Raw genomic sequence first — 16,432 nt, 5'->3', positions numbered from 1 at the left:
TCCTAATTCAAATTATTCTTTTCTAAACTGAAAATTCAACTGTCTTGATTGCTTGATTTCCTCAAGTACTTTACGAATACCTTCTTCAATCTTATCTTCTTTTACATTCGAAACATTTAACTTTAACAGTCTTTCTTTAGGAAAACTCCTCATATAATTCTTATCAATAGTATCGATACTTATTTGAATGTCACCTAATTTTTGTATAAGTGTTTCTGTAACTGTGTTTTTCTGCATTTTTAAACAAGTGTGTATTCCAAATGTGTTTTGTCTATTGTATGTAAATAATGATGGATTTTCATTTTGCACTTTTTCTAATGTTTTTGCTAGTTTTATTGATCTATTGTAGTAGGAAGAATTAATTTTACTTTTATGACGTTCAAACATCCCGCTCTTTATATAAATTTCTAAAGCCGCTTGAGAAATCATCGGACTATCAATATCTAGTATCTTTTTGTATGTATAGAAAGCATTTGCAATGGATGGTGGGATGACCGCAACTCCAACCCGTAAACCAGGAAAAATAATCTTAGAATAACTTTTCAAATATATGACATGACTACAATTATCCAAGCTATATAACGGATCTGCTTTTGAATCAGTTTCTAAATCTGCTAAATAATCATCTTCCACTATAAATACATTGTATTTCTTAGCCAGTAATACGATTTTTTCTTTCTCATCTTTAGAATAAGAAGTTCCAAGCGGATGATGATATCTCGGTATCGTATAAAAGAATTTTATTTTTCCAGTTTGAAATATTTGCTCCAATTCATTCAAATCGATACCTTCATTCGTACGTTTAATACCGATTACAGGAACTTTATTTATTTCTAGATAATCAATATATAGATGATATGTTGGCTGTTCAATTAATATGGTTTCATTTCCATTCGGAAATGGTATAGAAGTTAATATAGCAAGCGCCTGCTGAACACCTGACGTTATAAAAATATTTTCTTCTTTTGTAAAGACTTGATAATTTGCTAGTTGTTTTTGAATAACTGGTATTAAAGATGGTAACCCTTTCGGCGTTCCATATACAAACAAATCATTTTTATACGTATCAATAGCCTTATTAATACAATGTTGAAAATCTAAATACGGAAAAACATCTGGATCTGGTGCTGAGGAAGCAAAATCAATTATCTCGTTATTTTCTATAGTATTCTCTGATTTTTTAACAACGTAGTATCCACTTTGAGGGACAGAATATATAATGTGACGCTTTTCTAATTCATGAAGCGCACGTATAACTGTTGCCTTATTACATTCATATTGCGTAACGAGTGACCGTATAGACGGTAATTTCTTCCCTTCTTTTATTTCTCCATTTTTAATCATATTTTCTATGTCGTTTAAAATATTTAAATACTTATACATCTTACACCTCCTTCAGTAATTCTATATTTAACTATATCGATTTTCCATTCGTATAGCATTCATTCCTCAATTAGTTAATTTTCCGATCATCTATATCGTAAATCCCAATAGCATATGAATCATTTTCAATCCATTTCTTTACTGCTTCTGTTTTAAGTATACCTTCAACTTCTTTTTCTATTTTCTGTCCAAGTTCTCTCGCCCCTACTTCATCATCGCTAATCTTAGTTTTTATATCAATGGTAACAGGTTGATTCTTTATATAATTTATTTGCTGAATACTAAACCCTTCATATCCGTTTTTTCTGAATCCGTCATCAAATATATGTCCAAAAACTAACTCCCATCTATGTTCTGCATTTACAATCTCCTTGTTTCTTTGAGATACATTTACTTTATAGGACATAACGCCTTGAATTTGCAATCTTTTATTAATTTCTTTTTTTATTTCGTTAGCATTTTCGCTATCAGCAATCTCTAAATCTACTATCCTTTCTTTTTCATCTCTTATAGCAGCATTAAAAAAAGATTCCTCCTTTACCGCCGCTGTAGCAATATCCATCACTATAGACTCTTCACTTTTAGCATCTTCAATGTCATTCTCACAGGCACATAATAAAGCAAGTGGAAATAAAAATACAAATAACTTTTTTCCCTTTCTCATGTAGCACCCCTCCATATATTTTCATTTACGATAAACTTTTTACTTTGACATATAAATACCTTCTTTAATTATTAAATTTAACATTATTTCACATTTCCCCCACTTAACAAGGGAATTACAATTAATAAATAGAATATCTCTATGAATAAATAAAAAGTGAGGGATATATAATGCAACGTGTAAATACGATTGATATTAGTAATGTACTACAATTGGAAAAAACTCTTTCGACTTTATTAAATAAAATGATTTCTTCAAAACTAGACCTTGAAAATTGGTTAAAAGAGCAGTCAAAAGTAATTTGGGACATCGAAGAACAATTAAGATCACATTACATCGCCTTTCAATGTAATACGGATGATGAAGAAATAAAGGATACTTTTGAACATGATCAACAATTTGTAAAGCCACTTTTAAAGCGGTACCAAAATTTATTGGATAATAAATATTTAGAGTCACCTTTTCGAATGGAATTAGATTCTAACGTATATGGTTTATTAGATACAAAAATAAAAAATGCTCAAAAGTTATTTTGTGAGGAAAATATCGAATTAGAAATAAAGGAAGACAAATTAATCACAGAGTACTTTGAAATCACTGGAGGATTAAGTGGAATTTGGGACGGAGAAGAAAAAACGATAACAGAATTACAATCCTATTTACAAGATTCGAATCGTGACACCCGTAAAAAGGCAAAAACCATTATTTCTGAACAATTTTTATCTGTTGAAAAAGAACTCCAAAACATATTAAATCAATTAATTGAAATTCGCCATCAAAAAGCAAAAAATATTCAACTAGAGAATTATCGCGATTATATGTTCAAAAAATACGAGCGTTTTGATTATTCAGCGAAAGATTGCTATGAACTAGCTGAATCCATACGTAAGTATGTTGTGCCTCTTAAAGATAAAATATTGCTAGAGAAAAAAGATAAACTGCAAATTGATACGCTTCGCCCGTGGGATGTATCAGCTGTAACTCCAGATCAAAAAGTACTTAAACCTATTGCAAATGAAAATGATTTAATTGAAAAGAGCACTCATATCTTTAATAAACTAGATGTTGAATTTTCAGCACTTTTAAACCGAATGTATAAACACAATTGTCTTGATTTAACAAACCGCAAAGGAAAAGCAGCTGGTGGCTTTTGTGAGTACTTACCAGCTTCACAATTATCTTATATTTTTATGAACTTAAATTATACACAAGATGATATTGTCACTTTTATACATGAAATGGGTCATAGTATTCATAACGAACTCATAAAACCATTAAAATTACGACAGTATATAGAAATTCCAGCTGAAACAGCTGAGCTAGCCAGTATGACAATGGAGTTATTCTCGCTTAATTATTGGGATACCTTCTATACAGACAAAAAAGATTTAAAACAAGCAAAAATTAACTTCTTTAAAGATGTTATTTCATATTTACCTATTATGCTTATTGTCGATCAATTTCAACACTGGCTGTATGAAAATCCAAGTCATACTTCTGAAGAAAGAAATGAAAAATACTTACAACTTCAAAAACATTATCAGTCTAGCGTCATACATATTGATGGCTACGAAAACTGGATAGCAACGAGTTGGTTACCTGTACTCCATATTTTTGAAGTACCATTTTATTATATTGAATATGCGATCGCCCAACTTGGTGCATTACAAATGTATAAACAATATAAAGAGGATCCTAAGCAAGCGCTAGAAAATTATAAAAAGGCATTATCACTAGGAAGCTCGCAATCTATAAAAGAAGTGTATGATGCAGCCGGTATTCGTTTTGATTTTTCTGGTGAAACAATTAAAGAACTAATGCTATTTGTAGAAAAAGAATTAGAATTACTTGAGCAATTATAAGAAGAAAGCTGCACCTATATTTTTGGTGTAGCTTTCTTCTTTATTTTATTAATCAGCTCTATGTACTGAGTATCTCCATATCCGATTGTTGGAAAAAGATAAAACAACTTTATTAATAATTCACGAGTTGATAAATCTTTATTTTTAGAGATGAATTTCATTACTGCATTATCTTCTGTTAACATTTCTAAAAATAAGTCTATAGCCTGATACATTACAGGTGGTACCTTATGAGAGGTCTTTTTATGGTTTACTAATACTTCATTGTATATAGAAGAATAATTCCCCAATTCAAGTTCAATTTGATTTACTTTAAATTCATCCTCTCTAAAGCTATTTAAGTATACCTTCCCTTCATAAGCAGACTGTTCAAGGTGAGAAAGTATGGTAAGTAGGTTCATTTGGCAAAACATATCTTCACCAAACCATAGAACAATACATTTATACTTTTTCGTAAAAAGGTTTTCTAACGGATCTATGACCTTTTTTATATAACTTTCTACTGAACTGTTATGTCCTTTCGCTCTTGTTTTAATAAACTCTTCATTAAAAACTTGAGTAGTAGCCGAGTTCACACACATTGCCTCATTAAATGGTGCATAATCAGAATCACCCATTAGCTTTTCGTTTTTAAACTCTTCATACATAACTTGACCATTTAATATGTTAAGTACCTCTTTATCAAATAGCTCACTCTTCCTATCTCGTAACTGTTCAACCTCTATTTTTCTAGAAATATTCATTTTAAACACCCCTTCTTTATTTAAATTTAGTTTAACAAATGATTGAATAGGCATTTTGTTAAGTTGGTATTCTCTTGGATTCATTCCAAAAACATTTTTGAAAGCTCTACTATAAGCCTCTTGGGAAGAGTAATCGTAATCCAACGCTACCTCAATTATCTTCCTACCATTCTTTAAATCTTCTGTAGATAAATACAACCTTCTAAGAAGAATATAACGTCTAATACTGAAACCCGTTACTTGATGAAATTTAAAAGAGCAATAATAAGGAGAATACCCCATGTAACGAGATAATTCATCTAATGAAAATCTCTTTTTTAAATTGCTCTCAATCCAATTAATCATCTGCTGTATATGTTCATTCATTTCCTTCACTCCTTATTTAAAAGTATAGGAGAAGTGCGTTTCTTTCTTTTGATATTTCTTGTGTTTTATAACATGAGCCTTTCTCTAAAGTCTTTATAATCTATATATAAGTATTAATTTTATATTTTTTCATCTATCTTATTTTGTCATACCTTCTATTCATTTTTCAATTTAGCGTTAATGAGTATGTTGGCAACACCTTACTAATTATTAAAGGTCAATTTACATCATATTTCATTTTAAAGGATTTCAAAAATTAAACACGAATTTTATAAAATAAAATTCTTTTAATTCCCAAGTTAAAAAATTAAGGTTTGGAAAGGACGTTTCAATGAACAAGCTAGAAAAAGAAATACTTCAATTCATAAATGAACAGTATCCGTTGAATTTTATTAACATTAAGCCAATAACAAATGAGATGTATGAATGTCTTACAGAACAAGGTACATACTTCAGTAGAATTACAAACTACAAAACATATGAAGAACAGATAGAAGAAGTTATATATACGAATTTTTTATATCAAAATGGTTTAGGTGTTCCACCAATAATCCCTTCATTACAAGGGAATTTTGTAGAAAAATTCACATTAGACAAGGAGATTTTTGCTGTATTATATAAAGCTGCTCCTGGTATACATTTACCAAGGTCTGAATGGAATTCTAATATATTTAAAAAACTTGGTAAACAAATTGGAAAATTACATCGTATATCTAAAAGCTTTGAAAAGATTAAACCAGTAAAACATATAAACGATTGGTATGAAAATGAAGAATATAATTTTCTTAAATATATCCCTAAAGAAGAAAATACAATAAGAGAAATTGCATCTGACGTTTTAACTTCCATAAAAGAGCTACCAAAATCCCCTTCAAATTACGGCTTAATACACGGAGATTTATGGTTAGAAAACATTTTAGTCGAAAATAATTCAAACTTAACAATGATAGATTTTCAAGACTGCGAAAAACATTTTTACATATTCGATTTAGCCGTTCCTATTTATAGTGCGATAGAATATTCATTTGCTGGAAATGGGAATATCGTTGACTATGAGTATTCTATTACAAAAGCACTATTTGAAGGCTACCAAGAGGAAAATGAGCTACCAAAAGAGATGAAAGACAAGTTTCCGTTATTTATTAAATTAAAGGAGATTTTTGAATATAGCTTAATGCATATGTATTGGGATAAAGAAGAATTAACGGAGGAACAAGTACGGATTATGAACCTTTATAGGATGAAGATCGAAAATAAGAATACCTATATCAATATTTAAGAATGCTGTTGTTTAACTGCAAGGAAACTTTGGTTAAACAACAGCATTTATTAATTAGCTGACAACCTTTTTTATGACTTATAAATACTGATTCAATAATCTTCTCAAATACACTTCATTTTGCGGTGATACTTTTTCAGAAAATCTAGCTGCAATAATAATAGGAGCCCATTGAAAAACTTCATCTCTTGATATGCCGGTACGACTGCAATATATATGTAAATACATCTCAGCTAATTCTACCGAAGATTGTGAGTACAACAAGTATGTTCGAATTACATCTGCGCGAATATCACCTGAACTAGCATCTACCCAATCTATAACTTTCACTTTCTCTTCCTTACTCAAAATCAAATTAAATGGATGAAAATCTCCATGACATAGCCTAAAATCAAATGTAATAAAATCTAATTTTTGTAATATATCCTTCTTTTTGCGTTCATCCAATTTATGCACAGATTTAATTTGACGCTCTAACCTTTCCCTCATTAACTCCATTTCATCTGTATTCACATGTATAGCATGAATCTTTTTTTGCTCATTAACACAAAGGCCGATATAACGCTCTGCCTCATTTAAATTATTAAGCAGAAGATCACCAATGTTGTCCCCTTTTACATGTTCCATAATAATTGCCTGTCTATTTTGTATCTTTGTCACTTCAAATACGTTTGGAACTGGCAGCCCGCATGTATAGGCATATTTTTGTTTTTTTGCTTCATTCATAGACTCTGTATCTGGGAGGTAATCTTTAAATAATTTTACAACCTTATCATCAGTTAAATAAATTTCTGCAGTATTCCCTTTTGCAATTGGATTACCTAGATTCACTTCATTTCTCTCCTTAAAATAAATTTGAATAACGCTTAATCCTTTTCTTTGCATTCACTCTAATCATAACGAAAACCTTCTTCACGAAGATATAAAAAACTTACCACTTTCTATCCTTAAATAGAAAGTGGCAAGTTTAGTTCTTTAGGAATATTGGAATGAAACTCTGGTGTATACACAATAGAAAATGAATATCCCTGCTCAATAAATGATACTTCATTATGTTTACATTCAAAGGGAACATTATTTATCTTAAAGTTATTATGGATTCGCTGTAAAAATGCGACGTCTGGTGTTCCGAAAGAAACGTGTACTTTCGGTGATAGGGCTTTCATCGCGATTGGAATCCAAGGTCGCTGCCACCAAGTCGCGACGATATATGCAGTGCCACCTATAACAAAGTTAAAAATATCCCCATCTTCCATCGTTTTCATATTTAGATTTGATTTTAACCATTCCGTAAAAACAGGTACACTTTTAACAGGAAGACCAATTTCCCTTACGTATAAAATGTTTAAAGGTGAGTGTGGTACTAATACATCCTCTTTAACATAACTATGTGCGATAATTTCGAGTAGATTTCCATCTCCGTCTTTAAAGTATAAATTGAATAGACCATTCTCTTCACCAATTACATTTCCATTTTGCCATTTTACAATGAGTAATCCAGAGTCCTTTAACCATTTTGCTGTTTCATGGAATTTTGAATATGGGATTTCAAAAGCAAAATGTGCAGGTGCGATTGGTTCATACACTTCTTGAAAACTAATTGTTGTATAAGGTGTTACTTCAAATTGAATGAAGGATGCTGTTTCTTTTTTTATTGGAAAAGATAATATGTCCTTATAAACTTGTTTTACCCCTTCTATGGAAACCGTTTGTAGTTTTATATCTGATATATGTGTAATCACTTTACATTCCCCCTCATTTCTTATTATCTATTCGTATTGTATTACACTTATAAATAGATAAAATCAAACGGAAGGATGGATTTTTCATATAGAAACTACAACTTTAGTATGAATATGTTAGCTCCAATTATTTTTTATTTCCGCTATAACAATTTCTGGTTTATCCCAGTGCAACATGTGTGTAGTATCAGGAATTACTTTTACTATACTGTCCGTTTTCTCTTTAAAAACATTTGCTGTCTTATCTCTATAATCCGCCCAAACTTGTGGGACTGTAGCTCGAAGTAATACAATATTAGCCGGTAGCTTCTCATATATATCTATTGTTTCATCTTTATGCATACCTCTTATTATATTACTAGCTGTATTTCCCCTGGCATGCCACCATACTTTATTATCCATTTCGATCCCTAGATCCTTTACAGCAACTTCTAACAATGAAGACCACCTAGTATAAGCTGCTTTTTCACTTTTGAAAAATTCGTCCCAATTATTAAAAACGTATTCATCAAAGTCCTTTTCATAATAAGCAATTTCTTCTTCCAACGTTTCTTCTTTAAGCCTTTTTGTTTGATATCCACCATCAATAAGAATACTTCCTTGTACTTTTTCTGGATGATTTAACAAATAAAATAACGCTACAAAACTTCCCCATGAATGTGATAGAAAATAGAAGTATTCGATTCTCAATTCATTTATTATTTCATTTAACCAATTTGCTAAATTGTGCATCTTATAACCTTCTGTTCTTTCAAATGGGGGTGTTTTACCATGTCCAGGTGCATCAACGGAGATAAATCTATACTCTTCTTTTAATTCCTCAGCAATTTCTATAAAACTTAAACTCGTACTACCTAGTCCATGTAAACAAAAGATAACGGGCTTGTCATTATTCCCCCATTCAGTAATATGTACATTTATTTTTTCATTGCTAATATAGTAACGTTTCAAAACATTTATCCTCCATATTTTGATTTTTTAATTTACACTTTATTTATTTCTATTATTTTCAAGTATTTCCTGTATTCTTTTCCACACAAAAAGCTGCTTTTCTTTAAATGAAAAGCAGCTTTTACACTAAAATACATTATAATTTAACAGCAATAATCATAAATCTTTTTGAATTAGTACGAATCCCTTTTTCAGAACTATACGTATCAATGAACTTTTGTAAAATAGTAAAATCCTCTTCCTGTTCTCCGAATCTAGGAATAATAGGGGTATGTTTTAATAAGAAAATGAGATCTTCAGACCTACTGTAATAATCAGTAACATCATATTCACGTACTTGCACGAGATCAAATCCTGCACTAATAAGTTCATTCATATACTTTTCTTTTAAAGTACCATCCCGTTCACCTAAGCATTGTCCTCTACCAAATGCTTCTTTCAGGTTTAATTTATCATTCTCACTTACTTGTTGTGTTAAGAAAAAGGCACCCTTTTTCATTACTTTCGCTAACTCAGATGCCAGAAACGGGGCATGACAACTTGAAGCAATATCAAAATGTGCATGTGGAAATGTTAAAGCTTCAGAACCCATTTGAAGAAACTCAACATTTTGTACACCTGATTTTTTCAAGTTAGAATGTGCCGTTGCAATCATGCCGTTAGAATTATCAATTCCAATCAACAATTTAGCTGATGATGCTATGTTAAGTACATTTTCTCCTCCGCCTGTACCAACATCAAGTAAAATATGTGATGGTTTACACCTTTCTTTTACCTCACTGTAAAAGTCCCATGTATCTCCTACAGTTTCAACATTTTATTTTGCTAAAATCCCATCCATTTAATCTTCCTACTTTATCATAGAAGCTTTTATACTCTAATTCGTTCATCTTATTACTTCCCCTTTGTAAAAATAAATTAAATATGTATAATAACCTACGACACTCCTTAATTATATATTATAAAATACAAATTATTAAAACAACATTTCCCTTCACACTACAATAAGTTTACATAAGATTTTTATAGTTTATCTTTATCTATATATTCTAAATGCCCTCTTCCCCAACTACACATACTATCCAAAACAGTACTGACTGTTTTTCCATGTTCAGTTAAGCTATATTCTACTTTAGGTGGTATTTCTTGATAAATTTCGCGTTTTATTAGTTGATCTTGCTCTAATTCACGTAATTGCTTCGCTAACGTCCCTTGAGATATATCTGGTATCAATCGCTTTAATTCACCAAAACGTTTCATTCCATCTGTTAGCAAAATAAACAAAATGAGTGGCTTCCATTTCCCACCGATTATTTGTAATGTTGCTATTACCCCTTTTAACTTCGGTTCTTGTAAATCCATTTTTCTCACCTCTCCTCAGATATCATAAAATGAAACTTTAATCAGTGGGGGTTTTGTTCATCCCACACTGATTATTAGTTGAACCAATCGGGCTTTTACGGGCAATTGATCTCTTACCTAACTTCCTTGCATTTTCCTAACTTTGAGGTGAGAGTTTTACTGCCCGTTAATGCGGGATAAACCATATTTAGAAATTTTCCCTATTACTTATCCGCATGTATAGCGATTAGTACGAAATTTGCGACTATGTACATATAAAGTGCGTACTTTTCACTTGCTCCCTTTTAGCGAATAATAAAAGCATAGCACAGTTAGTTATATTCTAAATTTTTTATTAAAGGAGTGGCTAAAATATGTCTATTACTACATTAAAAAATAGCCGTATTGTTATCATTGGCGGGAGTTCTGGTATTGGATTAGCAACAGCAACACAAGCAATTAAACAAGGCGCACATGTTATTATTGCCGGACGCTCGGAAGAAAAATTAAAAGTTGCTCGAGAAGTAATAAATAACAATCATCTTCAAACTTATATATTGGATAATCAAAATAAAGAGCAATTACAAAATTTTTTCAAGACAGTTGGGAACTTTGATCATTTATTCACACCGGGAGCCTCTTACACACTTGGACCAATTACCTCTACAGAGGAAATTGCTGAAAGTAGCTTCATCGGAAAGTTTTGGCCTCAATATTATGCCGTAAAATATGCAATTCCTTTTCTTTCAAACTCTGGATCTATCGTGTTAATGTCCGGTGCATTTAGTCAAAGACCACTTAAAGGCGCACCTGCTTATGGAGCTTGCAATGGTGCTATTGAAAGTTTAGGGAAAGCTTTAGCTGTTGAATTAGCTCCTATAAGAGTTAATGTTGTTTCTCCTGGAACGATACAAAGAGAGAATGAACAAAATGAAAATAGACTAGTTGCTTACGAAGCTTATAAATCTCTTTCACTTGTACAACGAGCTGGATATAATGATGAAATTGCACATACTGTCCTATATTTAATGCAAAATAGTTTTACTACGGGTAATGTATTGTTTCCTGATGGAGGGTACACATATCATTAAATTATTTAAGACAAAAGCCCCTTATTACGGTGGCTTTTGTTGCTCATTTAAACATTGCTGAAATTTCCAAATAGATGATTACATTACTTTAGTACCAACTGGTTGGTTTTTAGATGATTCATTACAATCCGCTCATTTTGTACATTTGCAAATAAAATTGTGCTAGTAGTTGACGAATCGAATCTCGAAGTAATATGTCTTGATATTTATGGATAAGTTTACAAAGAAAAAAGGCATATAAATAATGCCTTTTTTCTTTATCATCATTTAACTGGATAACAAACTTCTGTAACCCACTTTTTAGGATCCGATTCCATCGCTGGGCTCACATGATAAATATTAAACATCGGGCCTGCTAATTTGTAACCCTCTGTCTCAATCCATTTTGCCGCAGCCTCATTTACAGCTGTCATCTGTTCATAACTTCCATTAACTGTTATAGAAGCTACATTGGTTGATTTCATATTTTTAAATGTAACGTCTTTTGTATTTTCGTGCTTACCTAGAATACTTAGCTGTATTTCTATATCTACATCATTTTCTTTGTATTCACGATCATGGAAAACCGCAATACTATAACTCGGTTGGGCAATACTAATATTTTTCATTTGAATTTCTTGCATTAATATACTCCATAAATCACCTTCGCAATTATACGATGGAATAATCTTTCTAACACTAGCTACAGTTCTTTCTGGAATTTCTTTTATTGAAACATGATAATTCATCTCAACAACATCCTCTCTCATCGTTTTCATTGAGTCTTCGAGGAGACGTAATTGTTTTTGGAGGTTATTCATGTCTTCTTTAATTTGAGCACTACGATTTAAAAATTGCTCTTTTATGCTATCTATATTATCGCATTCTATTATTTCTTTGATGGTAGCAATATTAAACCCCATAGCTTTTAATGTTTGAATTTGATTTACCTTTTTTAATTGGTCAGCTGAATAAAATCGATATCCACTCTGCTCATCGACTTTTACTGGTTGTAATAATTCCACTTTATCGTAGTGTCTCAACATACGTATGCTAATGGAAGATAGTTTAGAAAAATCCCCTATTTTAAACATGATTTCCTCCTATAAGTTACATCTACTTTGAAGCTCAACTTTATCATAAACAATGACATTATGTGAGGGTCAACTATTTTTAACGATTTAAATAACAATTTAACATGTTATATTTATATAATTAAAAACCTATATTCCTGTTTTTATGACTACTGCAATTGACAAATCATCACTAGTTATTTTTATCAAGACATTCATAAACCGCCATCATATCTCGTTTATTCAACTCACGAATACGATTAAAAATTGGTATTTGCGCAACAGCTTCTGTTAATAAGCTTTCATCCACAACATCACTAACTTTTCCAGTTAACCATGTTTGTACATCCACGCCCTCAACAACTTCTTTTAACCCTTCGTCATTAATACCACTTGCATTACAAGTTACACATGGAATTGTTAGTTTAAAGACACCATCATGTAGATTATCTTCGGCTATCACTTTCTTACCTTTACAAAATGGACATGGATTATTCTTTTTAATTTTATTAATTTGGGTAACTAATTTTTTGTATCCAAACGCTTCGTATACATACGTAAGTTTTTTATATTTACCATTTGTGAAATACTTATCTATAATGGTTTCTCTCGTTTCATAAACATTAGGGAAATCACAAACAGTTACCTGATTATTAACACTAATGGATTCGATATTTCCTTTTATTTCGCTCCAGAATGGTAAGACATTTTGTAACACCATTTCATAGTTTGAAAAGCTTGCTTGTTCTAATTCAAACATTTTCAATGCAACTTGTGCTTTTCTTGGCAATAAAGAAACATCTTCCGTCAATACCATATCGCCACCAACAATAGACTTCAATTTAACAAGTGCCGGTAAATCACCAACTGTTTTCAATACTTTATTAATAGGCTGATTGATTATTTCACGAATATCTACGTTACCAAATTTAAGTGGCTTATGATGATTTAAAACCGTCCCCTCACAAATTGGACATTTCATCATTTTTTTTAAACTCTTAATTTCTTCTTTAATAGGTGCTTTTGAAATAACAATATATCCACCAATAATTGTATTAAACCCTACCCATGTTCTGCGTGTCTTTCCTTTTTTATCATAAAATGATTTTTCAAAATATCCGTACCAAAACGTATGCTTTTCTTCTTCTGACATATCATTATAGCTCTTTGACAAATCGTGACCAAGCTCATTTTTTATTTCTTCGAATAGAAATTCTATTTTTTCATGCTGATAAAATTTTAATACCTTCATGATTTCTGGATCGAATAGCCCATCCCAAAATGGAACACTTTTATCTTGAATGGCAATATCTTTATCAAAAACTTCAATTTGAAGACGTCCAGAACAAGATGGACAATGATTGTCCTGTGAATAGAAATCAAAACTTCTCGTATCTTTATTAATTGGATGAGCAGCTACAATATGATTAATTAATCCACCAATCTCATATAAGAAACTATATTGACTATATAAATGTCTTTCAAGATCAATAGCAATAACAGGTGCGATTGTATTAGATTCATATTCACCATAAATTAACCTAGCCATTGATGATAAACTTTTTAAAATACCGCCCTTATAAATATTTTCGGCATTTTTAAAATAGTTAATATGATTTTCTTCTAAATAGTGAACCCCTTTTTTCTGCTTAAGCATTGAAGAGATGTGTATTTTCTCTGTGCTATTCACATTACTTTTTTGACGATAGTAATCCTCATGATTGACAACATCCAAATGCTCTATAGATTCATTCTGCCTTTTTCCAAAATCAACTATATAATCAGAGCTTTCTAACATGTAACGATTATGCTCAATCATAATGATCGAAACTGATTCATCTTGCAGAATACCTCTAATACTATCGATAAATTGATTTAAAATATTTTGTGATAAACCTTTTGAAGGCTCATCAAAAATAAATAATGTATGTGGATTTCTAGTGTTTGCAAATAATTCCGAAACTAAATGAACACATTGAAACTCACCTGTCGATAATGTTTGTGTTTTTCTCTCTAATGTTAAATAGCCAAGTCCTAATTTAATTAGTAGGCTCAAACGTTTATAAGCGATATCTTCATTTGGAAGTTCATCAATAATATCCTCAATCGAGCGCTCAAAAATATCATCAATGTCTTCACTATACTTTGTCAGTTTCTTTTTAATATCTAGGAAAGTTGCTACAGTTGATCGACTTGTAATTGATTGATTTCGGTCTTGTCCTACCATAACTAATTTATCTTTTGGATATCGTTTCAAAAAATCTGTAGCTAGACATTCGTTGACAAGTGTAGATTTCCCACATCCTGATTCTCCTGTAACTGTTACAAGCCTGTTTTTAGGAATTTGAAACTCAGCTATTTGGATATTACGGCAATATAAATCATAGAATGTATAAAATTCTGTTGGTATTTCTTTATTTCGATCCCACAGTATTGACTTTGGTCTTGGTGATTCTTCCACAATTTTCCCGCCATATTTTCCGCTACCAGGTCCAAAGAACAATTGCTCATCAGTTGTATCTAGTACCGTATCTGAATGATCAATAAGCCAAATTTGATTTTTACACCCTAATCGTTTTATCTCTTCTAAAATTTGTAATAATGTTTCATGATCAAGTCCAACTGAAATCTCATCAATAATAATTACAGCATTTTCACTTACTGCCATGAATTCAGCCAAATAAAGTCGTGTTAACTCTCCACCTGACAACGTACCCATAATTCGATTTAATGTTAAATAACCAATGTTCATATTAATAATATTTTGCAGTATATGCTGTTTTTCTTCACTAATATTTAATTCTTTTGCTAGTGAAAGAATAGATTCAACACTTAAATCATTAATATTTGAAATTGAATGTGGCTTGGCCAACAAATCAATTTCATATTGTTCAATTTCTTCACTATAACGTTTTCCCTTACATTTTTTACACTCAACATTTTTTGTAGTACCACGGCCTTTACAACCAGTGCACCAGCCTAATTGATTATTAAATGAAAAGACCTCTGGAGAAAGATTAAATACTTCAGCAAGTTTTTCCCGAACCTCTGTAAAAACACCAGTATGAGTACCAATCGTTGAACGCGGATTAGACGAAATCGATGATTTTCCTAGAAAAAGTACTAAAGGCATTTCTTCCATCTTAATGGCACTAAAATTTGTTTCCATAATGTTAGGAAATAAATATTGATATTCAGCCTTTGGTAATAAAGAAACTAATCGTTTTTTTGACTCTTCACCAATTGTTTGGCAAAAAGTTGTTTTACCCGATCCAGATAAACCAGCAATTCCAAACGATTTATTAAACGGTATAGTTGCATCTAATTTATTTATGTTATTAGCAATTAATTGATTTACTTTCATATTAACCTCTATTCTTATTTATTCACAAAAGCATTTTTACAATATAATAATTACATAATGAATATTACCTATTATGCAATTATCCTCTCACTTCATGAATCTTATCCTTGTATATTTCAAACCACTGTTGCCATTCATCTTTAGAAAATTCTTTCTCTTCTCCTTCTAAAACGAAAGAAAAAAGATTTAAACAAATATGCCAACCAGCTACATCTCTCGGTGTATGATCTGTTAATTCATGAATGTACTCTTTAAGAAGTAAAAGAGTACCATTTTCCTCATTATGTATTTCAAATCTGACACGGTCTTTATCCCAAGTAAATTCAAGTACTGAGTTTAGTTGACACTCTAAAATATCAATATTTATGAATGAACCGTCCATCATGTCGAACTTTATTATTCCAGCAGTTTTAAGGCTTTCAATCTGTAAATTGGGCATCCATTTTTTCAGCTTACTGTTTTCTGTTAATACAGACCAAACTTCCTCTACCGTATATGGAAATTCGCGTTCAAATTTTACAATATATCCATCAGTTAGTTTCCCAATTTCAGCTATCATTTTGATTGCCTCCTTATATAGAATGTATGTTCTCA

Annotated in this window: 13 protein-coding genes and 1 pseudogene; 3 read left to right on the top strand and 11 right to left on the bottom strand. The window is 31.1% G+C overall.

Annotated features, from left to right (window positions below; translation table 11 throughout):
• Positions 1–12 precede the first annotated feature (12 nt).
• Together ACW0JX_RS12315 and ACW0JX_RS12310 are read right to left on the bottom strand one after the other, a co-directional pair.
• A complete protein-coding gene (locus ACW0JX_RS12315; RefSeq protein WP_144465186.1) occupies positions 13–1,383 on the bottom strand; it encodes an aminotransferase-like domain-containing protein in 1,371 nt (456 codons plus the stop codon).
• Between the two features lie 70 nt (positions 1,384–1,453).
• Complete coding sequence (locus tag ACW0JX_RS12310; RefSeq protein WP_459245729.1) at positions 1,454–2,047, bottom strand: DUF4030 domain-containing protein; 594 nt, start codon at positions 2,045–2,047, stop codon at positions 1,454–1,456.
• A gap of 170 nt (positions 2,048–2,217) precedes the next feature.
• Between ACW0JX_RS12310 and ACW0JX_RS12305 the strand changes: the two genes are divergently transcribed.
• Complete coding sequence (locus ACW0JX_RS12305; protein WP_459245728.1) at positions 2,218–3,909, top strand: M3 family oligoendopeptidase; 1,692 nt, start codon at positions 2,218–2,220, stop codon at positions 3,907–3,909.
• A 14-nt stretch (positions 3,910–3,923) separates the two neighbouring features.
• Here ACW0JX_RS12305 and ACW0JX_RS12300 read toward each other — a convergent pair whose 3' ends face one another.
• Positions 3,924–5,018: a helix-turn-helix domain-containing protein gene (locus tag ACW0JX_RS12300; RefSeq protein ID WP_089171067.1), complete on the bottom strand. Its 1,095-nt coding sequence runs from the start codon at positions 5,016–5,018 to the stop codon at positions 3,924–3,926.
• A gap of 331 nt (positions 5,019–5,349) precedes the next feature.
• On the opposite strand from ACW0JX_RS12300, the gene ACW0JX_RS12295 reads away from it, so the two are divergent.
• Positions 5,350–6,297, top strand: a complete 948-nt coding sequence (locus tag ACW0JX_RS12295; RefSeq protein ID WP_053564427.1) for a phosphotransferase enzyme family protein — start codon at positions 5,350–5,352, stop codon at positions 6,295–6,297.
• A 78-nt stretch (positions 6,298–6,375) separates the two neighbouring features.
• Here ACW0JX_RS12295 and ACW0JX_RS12290 read toward each other — a convergent pair whose 3' ends face one another.
• The 5 genes and pseudogenes from ACW0JX_RS12290 to ACW0JX_RS12270 all read right to left on the bottom strand — a co-directional run bounded on the left by ACW0JX_RS12290 (position 6,376) and on the right by ACW0JX_RS12270 (position 10,352).
• The gene (locus ACW0JX_RS12290; protein WP_459245727.1) at positions 6,376–7,128 is read right to left on the bottom strand and encodes an aminoglycoside phosphotransferase family protein; all 753 of its coding nucleotides are present in this window, start codon (positions 7,126–7,128) and stop codon (positions 6,376–6,378) included.
• 116 nt (positions 7,129–7,244) lie between these two features.
• Positions 7,245–8,039, bottom strand: a complete 795-nt coding sequence (locus ACW0JX_RS12285; RefSeq protein WP_459245726.1) for a VOC family protein — start codon at positions 8,037–8,039, stop codon at positions 7,245–7,247.
• Positions 8,040–8,156: 117 nt separating this feature from the next.
• The gene (locus ACW0JX_RS12280; protein ID WP_459245725.1) at positions 8,157–8,990 is read right to left on the bottom strand and encodes an alpha/beta fold hydrolase; all 834 of its coding nucleotides are present in this window, start codon (positions 8,988–8,990) and stop codon (positions 8,157–8,159) included.
• A gap of 136 nt (positions 8,991–9,126) precedes the next feature.
• Positions 9,127–9,880: pseudogene (locus ACW0JX_RS12275) on the bottom strand (class I SAM-dependent methyltransferase).
• A 133-nt stretch (positions 9,881–10,013) separates the two neighbouring features.
• Positions 10,014–10,352: a winged helix-turn-helix transcriptional regulator gene (locus tag ACW0JX_RS12270; protein ID WP_459245724.1), complete on the bottom strand. Its 339-nt coding sequence runs from the start codon at positions 10,350–10,352 to the stop codon at positions 10,014–10,016.
• Between the two features lie 353 nt (positions 10,353–10,705).
• Here ACW0JX_RS12270 and ACW0JX_RS12265 point away from each other — a divergent pair, with 353 nt between their 5' ends.
• Positions 10,706–11,422 (top strand): SDR family oxidoreductase, encoded by a 717-nt coding sequence (locus tag ACW0JX_RS12265; protein WP_048558502.1) that lies wholly within the window; start codon positions 10,706–10,708, stop codon positions 11,420–11,422.
• A 263-nt stretch (positions 11,423–11,685) separates the two neighbouring features.
• On the opposite strand, the gene ACW0JX_RS12260 is transcribed toward ACW0JX_RS12265, so the two are convergent.
• The 3 genes from ACW0JX_RS12260 to ACW0JX_RS12250 form a co-directional block, all read right to left on the bottom strand.
• Positions 11,686–12,495 carry a MerR family transcriptional regulator gene (locus tag ACW0JX_RS12260; protein ID WP_459245723.1) on the bottom strand — a complete coding sequence of 270 codons (810 nt, stop codon included), beginning with the start codon at positions 12,493–12,495 and terminating at the stop codon, positions 11,686–11,688.
• A gap of 172 nt (positions 12,496–12,667) precedes the next feature.
• Positions 12,668–15,838, bottom strand: coding sequence for an ATP-binding cassette domain-containing protein (locus ACW0JX_RS12255; protein ID WP_459245722.1), 3,171 nt, complete (start codon positions 15,836–15,838; stop codon positions 12,668–12,670).
• Positions 15,839–15,917: 79 nt separating this feature from the next.
• Positions 15,918–16,397, bottom strand: coding sequence for an SRPBCC family protein (locus ACW0JX_RS12250; protein ID WP_095690869.1), 480 nt, complete (start codon positions 16,395–16,397; stop codon positions 15,918–15,920).
• Between the last annotated feature and the right edge of the window lie 35 nt (positions 16,398–16,432).

Source organism: Bacillus sp. C-3-6 (assembly GCF_054509685.1).
Note: the sequence above shows the minus strand (reverse complement) of the source record. Positions and strands in the feature narration are given on the sequence as shown.